The 7789-nt window shown below is 65.8% G+C and carries 10 protein-coding genes; 5 read left to right on the forward strand and 5 right to left on the reverse strand.

What is annotated here, in order from left to right:
- A partial coding sequence (locus QZY48_RS19525; RefSeq protein ID WP_295434312.1) for a hypothetical protein occupies nt 1–198 on the reverse strand: 198 nt, incomplete at its 3' end.
- A gap of 653 nt (nt 199–851) precedes the next feature.
- Between QZY48_RS19525 and QZY48_RS19530 the strand changes: the two genes are divergently transcribed.
- Nucleotides 852–1769, forward strand: coding sequence for a TauD/TfdA family dioxygenase (locus QZY48_RS19530; RefSeq protein WP_295434314.1), 918 nt, complete (start codon nt 852–854; stop codon nt 1767–1769).
- A 35-nt stretch (nt 1770–1804) separates the two neighbouring features.
- Complete coding sequence (locus QZY48_RS19535; RefSeq protein ID WP_295434315.1) at nt 1805–1942, forward strand: hypothetical protein; 138 nt, start codon at nt 1805–1807, stop codon at nt 1940–1942.
- Between the two features lie 125 nt (nt 1943–2067).
- Here QZY48_RS19535 and tal read toward each other — a convergent pair whose 3' ends face one another.
- Complete coding sequence (gene tal, locus QZY48_RS19540; RefSeq protein WP_295434316.1) at nt 2068–3039, reverse strand: transaldolase; 972 nt, start codon at nt 3037–3039, stop codon at nt 2068–2070.
- A 6-nt stretch (nt 3040–3045) separates the two neighbouring features.
- Nucleotides 3046–3561, reverse strand: a complete 516-nt coding sequence (locus QZY48_RS19545; RefSeq protein WP_295434317.1) for a chemotaxis protein CheD — start codon at nt 3559–3561, stop codon at nt 3046–3048.
- 196 nt (nt 3562–3757) lie between these two features.
- Between QZY48_RS19545 and QZY48_RS19550 the strand changes: the two genes are divergently transcribed.
- Nucleotides 3758–4681: a LysR substrate-binding domain-containing protein gene (locus QZY48_RS19550; protein ID WP_295434318.1), complete on the forward strand. Its 924-nt coding sequence runs from the start codon at nt 3758–3760 to the stop codon at nt 4679–4681.
- A gap of 317 nt (nt 4682–4998) precedes the next feature.
- Nucleotides 4999–5193 carry a hypothetical protein gene (locus QZY48_RS19555; protein WP_100919089.1) on the forward strand — a complete coding sequence of 65 codons (195 nt, stop codon included), beginning with the start codon at nt 4999–5001 and terminating at the stop codon, nt 5191–5193.
- Nucleotides 5194–5203: 10 nt separating this feature from the next.
- Here the strand turns inward: QZY48_RS19555 and QZY48_RS19560 are convergent, their stop codons facing one another.
- Both QZY48_RS19560 and QZY48_RS19565 read right to left on the reverse strand, forming a co-directional pair.
- A complete protein-coding gene (locus QZY48_RS19560) occupies nt 5204–5551 on the reverse strand; it encodes a cupin domain-containing protein (RefSeq protein WP_295434319.1) in 348 nt (115 codons plus the stop codon).
- A gap of 1 nt (nt 5552) precedes the next feature.
- Nucleotides 5553–6596, reverse strand: coding sequence for an ABC transporter permease (locus tag QZY48_RS19565; RefSeq protein WP_295434320.1), 1044 nt, complete (start codon nt 6594–6596; stop codon nt 5553–5555).
- A gap of 195 nt (nt 6597–6791) precedes the next feature.
- On the opposite strand from QZY48_RS19565, the gene QZY48_RS19570 reads away from it, so the two are divergent.
- Nucleotides 6792–7382, forward strand: a complete 591-nt coding sequence (locus QZY48_RS19570; RefSeq protein ID WP_366929736.1) for an NnrU family protein — start codon at nt 6792–6794, stop codon at nt 7380–7382.
- The last annotated feature ends 407 nt before the right edge of the window (nt 7383–7789 follow it).

A 7789-nucleotide genomic window follows, 5' to 3' on the forward strand; every position in this document is an offset into this window, starting at 1 on the left:
AAGGCTGAAGCCTTGGACTCCAGGCGCTTGGGCTGTGGCGCTTAACTTAATGGCAGTGAAAGGTTCGGTATGCTGGAACATCTTGATCGTTTGCGCGAGACCAATCGGGCGGTACCCCCAACAAACCTCGACCCTACCGGTCTGATCAAAAATTCTGCGGCTTTGAAGCGGGCAGCCTGAAAGAACCTCGCCAATCACGCGCGCCCTCCTTGAGCCTTCATGGTCATCCCCAGGCACGCGTGCAGCGGGCAAAGTCTCAGTGCGATTCTACGAAGCCTTCCTGGGCGCGTCGCGTGCCGTTCGGTATTGTTTGCCTACTCAATTCGCTTGGTTGCATTGCCGGTGAGCCGGCGACTAAAGGCGTTTGGGGGACACGCTCGGCGATCATGGCGTCGTCGCCTGTTTCGATTCTTCGCCGCCTGGCGGCAGCGACCTATTACCAGCGGTTTCTGACCCCGATCAGCCAGCACCGGACCGCGGGAGACACCTGCCGGCATGAAGAGGTGGATAGCGGCCTGTGGACATTGGAGGCCCCCGTCAATGATACCATCAGCGACATTTACGACGCGGGACGGGGAACGCCGTCACCCAAGCTCATGCGCTTCAGGACGAGGGTAAAACCCGTCGTCCAGGATCTACACAATGCTGTAGGGGTAGGCGGCGGGAAAGGTCGTGCGCGGCAGTTGCGTCTCTTTGCTCGCCACCCGGGCGTTGCGCACCGGCGCTCGAGGCTTTACCGTGCAGATACGCGCTCGACCGGCTGCAGCCTCGACCTCTGTCTCCCGGCGGCCGGAACCAATCGCGACCATTGCGCGGGACCAGAGCGCACGCAACGCAAGCAGACACAACCGATGAAGCAACCCTTGACCACCCCGCAAGCCCCACCGGCCGGCCCCTTCGCCCTCGCAGACCCGGACGCCTACGGGCGCTGGCGCGACGCCCGCCTCGCCGCGGCCCCGACCAGCCTCGCCGACCTCATCGTGGCGGTTCGGGACCCGCGCGACCTGACCGCAGCAGAGATTGATGCCATCCTGGGGCGCTGCCGCCACGCCAACATGGCGATCTATGTGGGCCAGACCGGCGACGACCCGGACAAGACCATCCCGGCACGGTTGGGCGCGCAACTGGGCCTGCACCGGCTGGACCACAACCGCGGCGCGGACGAGGACGCCATCACCTCGCTGCGGATCCAGACCGACGCCCGCCATGCCGGCTATATCCCCTATACCGACCGCCCCATCGCCTGGCACACCGACGGTTATTACAATACCCCGGAGCGTCAGATCCACGGCCTGCTGCTGCACTGTGTCCACCCGGCCGCGGCCGGCGGGGCCAATGCACTCTTGGATCACGAGATCGCCTACTGTCTGGTTCGCGACCAGGACCCGAACTTTATCCGCGTCCTGATGCACCCCCGGTGCATGACCATTCCCGCCAACCCGGGCGATGGCGCTGACGAAGGCACCGAATTGCGCCCGGAACAGTCGGGGCCGGTCTTCTCTGTCCGCGCGGACGGGCGCCTGCACATGCGCTACACCAATCGCGCCCGCAATATCGTCTGGCGCGACGACCCGCTGACCCTGGCGGCGGTCGACTGTCTGAAGACGCTCCTGCACACCCCCAGCCCCTGGCACCTCGAGGGCCGCCTGGAACCCGGCTGGGGCCTGATCTGCAACAACGTCCTGCACACCCGCACCCGCTTCACCGAGGGGCCGCTCCCGCGGCTCATCTACCGGGCACGCTATTACGACCGGATTGCAGGAACTTAACTCCAATCACCAAATGCCGAGATCGCAGGTGAACCGTGCCGACGAAGAGCAACGTGGAACTTACCGAACGCCAGAAGAACGGACGGGCCGATCGCGTGCTGTTGATTCTCCTGCACCCGCTTGCCGGCCTGTTGGCTGGGCGCATTCTGTTTTCCGGGCGTATTCGGAAATAGCCCCCGCAGCACGATCACGGATCGACCGCCAAGCACCGTGCTCGCGGGTTGCCCGGCCCGCCAGCCGCGCAAGCGGTAGGGCCGCGACTTGGGGGCCGGAACCCGGCTGAGCGCCCGCGCCTCATCTAACCGCCGCGGCCGACCTCCAGTACGAACTGCTCCAGCTTGCGGGTGTCGGCGGCGAATTGGCGGATGCCCTCGGCGAGCTTCTCGGTGGCCATCGCGTCTTCGTTGAGGTCCCAGCGGAAGGCGCGCTCGTCGCAATCGACCCGGGAGATATCCAGGGTGCGCGCGCGCTGCGCGTCGAGCTTGCGGACCAGGTCACCCGGTAGGGCCGCCAACTCCTCCAGCAAGGCCGGGGCGATGGTCAGGTAGTCGCAGCCGGCCAGTTCCAAGATCTCACCGACGTTGCGGAAACTGGCGCCCATGACCACGGTCTTATAGTCATGGCGCTTGTAGTAGTTATAGATTCGGGTCACCGAGAGCACGCCCGGATCGGTGTGCGCCGGGTAGCCCGCCACCTGCTGGTCCTTCTTGTACCAGTCCAGGATGCGCCCGACGAACGGCGAGATCAGGGTCACGCCGGCCTGCGCGCACGCGAGCGCCTGGGCAAAGCCGAACAGCAGGGTGAGGTTGCAGTGCAGACCGCGCGCCTCCAGGCGCTCGGCGGCGCGGATGCCCTCCCAGGTGGAGGCGATCTTGAACAGGACCCGGGTACCGGGGTCGATACCGGCCTGGTGGTAGAGTTCCACCAGCCCTTCGGCACGACGGATGGTCGCCTCGGTGTCGAAGGAGAGGCGCGCGTCGATCTCGGTCGAGACCCGGCCGGGGACTATCCTCAGGATTTCAATGCCGAAGTTGATCGCCAGCTTATCCATGGTCCACTGGCTTTGGGCCGCCGGGTCGGCGCCGCCCCGCTGCCGGCCGAAGTGCACCGCGTCTTCCACCAGCGCGCGGTACTGGGGCATCTGTGCCGCCTTGAGCAGCAACGACGGATTGGTGGTCGCGTCCTGGGGCAAATAGGCGGCGATCGAGGCGAAGTCCCCGGTGTCTGCCACTACCTTGGTCATGGTCTTGAGTTGTTCCAGCATGTTCATCGATAGTCACCCTTGTCGGCTTGGTTGGCAGTAACGCGGCGTCGGCAGGCCGTCCGCCGACTGCCCCAGGAAGGACAGATCCCGCTCGGCAATCGTGGCGTTGCGCAGGTCGCGCAGACGCTTGATACGCACCCGACCATCCGCCGGACAGTAGTCGATCTTGCGCGGGTAGCTACCGCCGACGTCCTCGGCGACGATGGGGACCCCCGCCTCGCGCAGGAAGGCTCGGGCGACGGCGAGTGAGCGGGCACCGATGGCGTCGGTCTCACCGCGCGGGCAGGCCCCCCCGAACAGCTTGGCCTCCAGTTGATCGCGCTGCGCGCCCGCGGCCTGCAGGGCCTCGAGCAGGGTCCGCAGCGCCGGGAGTGCAAGGCTCGACCCCATCCCCTGGGTCGTCTCCGGTTCCAGCACATGGGTCACCCCGCCGAGACCCTGGGCGCGATCACGGATACAGACCGCCACGCCGCTGCCGAGTACCGCGACGATGGTCTCGTCGCGGCTTAGATAATACTGCCCAGGCAATAACTTAGCGGTAAAGCGATGATTCCCGGCATCGAAATAGCGGGTGATGTGCTAAAAACCATGTAGGGTTTCTGGTTTCTGCAACACGGCTGTTCTCTCTGCGTTCAGGCTTACTCGACAACATAGACCGCACCGCCGACATCCGCAAACCCCGGCCGCCGATTTTATTCGGCGAGAATTGGTCTATCATAGCGGGGTGAATCTGCGCGACCTTCGCTACATCCTCGCCGTCGCCGACACCCGCCACTTCGGACGGGCGGCCGAGCGCTGCTTTGTCAGCCAGCCGACCCTGAGCGGGCAGATCAAGAAGCTGGAAGATGAACTGGGGGTGGTGATCTTCGAGCGCACCAACCGCTCGGTGGAGGTCACCCCGGTGGGCGCGACCATCCTGGCCCACGCCCGCCTGGCGGTCGAGCAGGCCGACACCATCGAGCAGGTCGCCCGCGCCTTTCAGGACCCGCTCGACGGCCCCTTGCGGATCGGTGCCATCCCGACGCTCAGCCCCTACCTGATGCCCCTGGTGCTGGTGCCGCTCAAGCGCGCCTACCCCAAGCTGCGCCTGGTGCTGTCCGAGGAGATCACGGACTCACTGCTCGCGCGCCTGCATCGCCACGAACTGGACGCCGCCCTGCTCGCCACCGCCCCCGACGACCTGGACCTGGACGCCTTGGCGCTGTTCGACGAACCCTTCTGGCTCGCCCACCCGCGCAATCACCCACTCTACGAGAAGGACGAGATCGAGGCCTCTGACCTTGCGTCCCTCGAACTGCTGCTGCTCGCCGACGGCCATTGTCTCACCACGCAGGTGATGGACCTGTGCCGCCTGGCAGAGCGCCCCAGCCACGGCGAGATGGCGGACCTGCGGGCCGCGAGCCTGGAGACCCTGCTCCAGTTGGTCGGCGCCGGCTTCGGCTGCACCCTGGTCCCGGCCCTGACCATCCGCGGCGGCTGGATGACGGACAGCGGCATCATCGCCCGTCCGCTGGCCCTGCCGGACGCCTACCGGCGCATCTCGCTCTACTACCGCCGCAGCTTCCCCCGCCGTGCCGCCCTGGAGGCCTTCGCCCAGGTGGTGCGGGAGCATCTGCCCAATACGGTACGGCCGCTCCCGCCGACCTGAGTCCCGTCGTGCAGCGCCGCCGCGCGGGCGGCCGGCACCGCGACCCGAAAATCCAATTGTTAATATAAATTGACAATTTTCATTGACAAATTGTCTTTTGGTTGATCCAGGACAACAAAACCGCGTTTAGTCGTTACAGACACGCAATCAAGGTCTATGCTTGCGACTGTGCATCGCGACCGCCGGGCGCCGTCAGATAATCCTGTTATAACACAGAGTTTTATGCCCTGAAACGGGACGGCCGGACGCCGCGTCGGCGCGATCAACACGCGGGGTTGCCAACCCCGGACCCATAAGAAGACCACGAGGAGGTTACGATGACTTTCACACAAACTCAGGCCGTCTGGGAACTCTGCCGCCAAGGCCTACCGCTGCTGGCCGACGAGGCCGCCGAGCGCTGGGAGCGCGGACTGCACTTTAAGCTACAGTCCCAGGTCCGCATCGCCCGCGCCGTCGAGGCCCTGATCGAGCAATGCAACTGGGAGGTCGGCCGCCGGGGGGAGACTGCCTGACGCTTAGGGCCTAGGGCTCACCGAGGTGCACCGCCAGCCAGATACAGGGGGGGCTGGCGGTGGTTTCAGCCACCCGATGCGGGGTGTGGGCGGGGATCAAGACCCAGTCCCCGGGACCTAAGACCCGCTCCGCCCCATCCACCCACAGCCGCGCCCGGCCCTGGAGCAGGGCCACCCACTCGTCGTGGGGCTGGTCATAGAGGACCGGCTCCGGGCTTGCGCTGCTGATGATCCGCTCGATCCGCACCCGCCCCCCGGGCGGTGCCCCCTTGAGATCAAATCGCAACAGGTCTTCAAAGACCTCGCCCGTCGGCGGCGGCGGCGTGTCGTTTAACAGGTTTCCCGAGCGCGGCGGCATCTCAGTCCCACCGGAACAGCCAGGCGGCCAGACTGAGAAACCCCAGGGCGAGGGCCGCGAGCAGCAGGACCTCAGGCAGGACCTCGACGACCCCGGCCCCGTCGATCATGATACGGCGGGCCGCGTCCACCAGTTGGGTCAGAGGCGAGAGTTGGGAGAGCAGGCGCGCCCCCGGGCTCGCTCCCTCCATGGAGAACCAGACCCCGGAGAGCAACAGCAGGGGCCAGGAGATGAGGTTCAGGATACCGTCGGCCAGCTCCTCGGTCCGCAGCCGTGCGGCGACGATGAGCCCCAGGCTGATGAGGCACAGGGCGCCAGCCGCAAAGACCAGCACCAGGGCCGGATAGGACCCACGCATGGGGAAGCCGAGCACCAGGTCCGCACCCAGGTACACCACCGCGGTGGCAGACATCACCACCAGCAGGCGCGAGAGCACCTGCGCGCTCAGAAACTCAAACGGCGAGAGCGGCGTCGCCTTCAACCGCCGCAAGACGCCGTTCTTGCGGTAACGCACGATCACCCAGCCCACCCCCCAGAGGCTGGAGAACATCAGGTTCATCGCCAGGATCCCGGGCATGACCCAGTCGGCATAACTGACGGGCGCGCCGGTCAGGGTCCGGCGCTGCGGTGTCGTCACGTCCGCCCCCGGCGTGACCGCCGCCCCGGGCGGCGTCCCCAGCAACAGTCGCTCGGCCAGATAGCCGCGGGGGGACTTGAGGTTCACCCAATAGGTCAGCGGGTCGGTGCGCGGGTCGATCAGCAGATCGAGCTGATGACGATCCACCTTGGTCATCGCCGCCCCCGGATCGGTCAGCGGCACGAACGTGATGTACTCCAGGGCCAGGAACCCGCCCGCAGCCCGCGGCAAGGACCCGTCGGTGCTCAGCACCCCGACCTTGAACTGGTCCTGGGGATCACCGCTGAAGATGAAGGCGAAGCCCAGCACCATCAGGATCGGCATGAAGATGTTCCAGCCCAGACCGGCACGGTCCCGGTAGAACTCCCGGTTACGGGCGATGAGGACGGCCAGGATGCGGCGCCACATGGTTGAGTCTCCCGGGGCTTGGCCCGACTGGTTGGTCCTGACGACGGGGGAAGGCCCATTTGGTGGCCGCTTACGGTAGCATTGTCCCAAGTCCGGGCGCGGACCGCCAGCGGCGCGCCCGGGTGCGATCAGTTCTGCTCGCACCCGGCGCGCCCCCCCTTGACTTGCGACCATTCACACCACCGGAAATCCCCTATGCCCATTCTGATCCTGCTCCTTGGACTCTTCCTCTTCATTAGTGCCCACTCGCTCGGCTTTCTCGCCCGCAAGACGCGGGCAAAGGTGTCGGGCGCCGTCGGGGAGGCCCGCTGGCGCGGGGTCGTCGCCCTGGTGAGCCTCATCGGCCTCATCCTGATCTCCCTGGGGTACTGGCTGGCCCGCGTCGAGCCGATCCCGTTCTACGCCCCGGCGACCTGGACGCGGCACCTGAGCCTCCTGATCATGGTCCCGGTCTTCCCGCTGCTCTTCGCCACCTATCTCCCCGGGCGCATCCAGAGCGCCGTCGTCCACCCGACCCTGGTGGCCGTCGCCCTGTGGGCCTTCGCGCACCTGCTCGCCAACGGCAACCTGGCGGACCTGCTCCTGTTCTGGTCCTTCCTCATCTGGTCAGTGGCCGACCTGATCTCGCTCAAGTACCGCCCCGCCCCGCCGGTAGAAGGCGCCCCCCCCGGCAAGTTCAACGACCTGATCGCCATCGTCGCCGGACTTGGGCTCTATTGCGTCTTCCTGTTCTGGGCGCACGCCTGGCTGATCGGCGTCTCACCCCTGGGCAGCGGCGCCCTCTAGCAGCCTGTCGGACTTGATCGCGTAACCGATTGATTAACAAGGAAAACGACTTTTTGGCGCAAAAGAGGAAACTCTTTGTATTCAATCGGTTGTATCACTAAGTCCGACAGCCTGCTAGCGTCGGCGCCCTGCGGCGGGCGTTGTCGTTGTCGTTGTCGTGATCGGAGAAGCGAGGCAATTTGGGGTGAGGGAGAATCCGCGACGCGACGATAACCTCGACTACGACAACGACAACGATTGATTGCGTTTGTCTTTACCGTGAAAGCGCGTAGTCAGGCCATCCTGGCCTGACGGTGTCGGGGCTGGAACAGTCAGGGCTGGAAGCCCTGACTACGCCGCCCCGCACGATGGCCATCGAGCTAGCGGTCGAGAGGACTTTCATGTTCCGGGGTGGCGCGGGTGCCATG

It is taken from the genome of uncultured Thiodictyon sp. (assembly GCF_903828115.1).
Lineage (GTDB): Bacteria > Pseudomonadota > Gammaproteobacteria > Chromatiales > Chromatiaceae > Thiodictyon.

What these genes read in the sequence shown, in the direction of transcription:
- QZY48_RS19570 (WP_366929736.1), top strand. Translation starts at nt 6,792, where the DNA reads ATGCCCATTCTGATCCTGCTCCTTGGACTCTTCCTCTTCATTAGTGCC.
- QZY48_RS19555 (WP_100919089.1), top strand. Translation starts at nt 4,999, where the DNA reads ATGACTTTCACACAAACTCAGGCCGTCTGGGAACTCTGCCGCCAAGGC.
- QZY48_RS19565 (WP_295434320.1), bottom strand. Translation starts at nt 6,596, where the DNA reads ATGTGGCGCCGCATCCTGGCCGTCCTCATCGCCCGTAACCGGGAGTTC.
- tal (WP_295434316.1), bottom strand. Translation starts at nt 3,039, where the DNA reads ATGAACATGCTGGAACAACTCAAGACCATGACCAAGGTAGTGGCAGAC.
- QZY48_RS19560 (WP_295434319.1), bottom strand. Translation starts at nt 5,551, where the DNA reads ATGCCGCCGCGCTCGGGAAACCTGTTAAACGACACGCCGCCGCCGCCG.
- QZY48_RS19530 (WP_295434314.1), top strand. Translation starts at nt 852, where the DNA reads ATGAAGCAACCCTTGACCACCCCGCAAGCCCCACCGGCCGGCCCCTTC.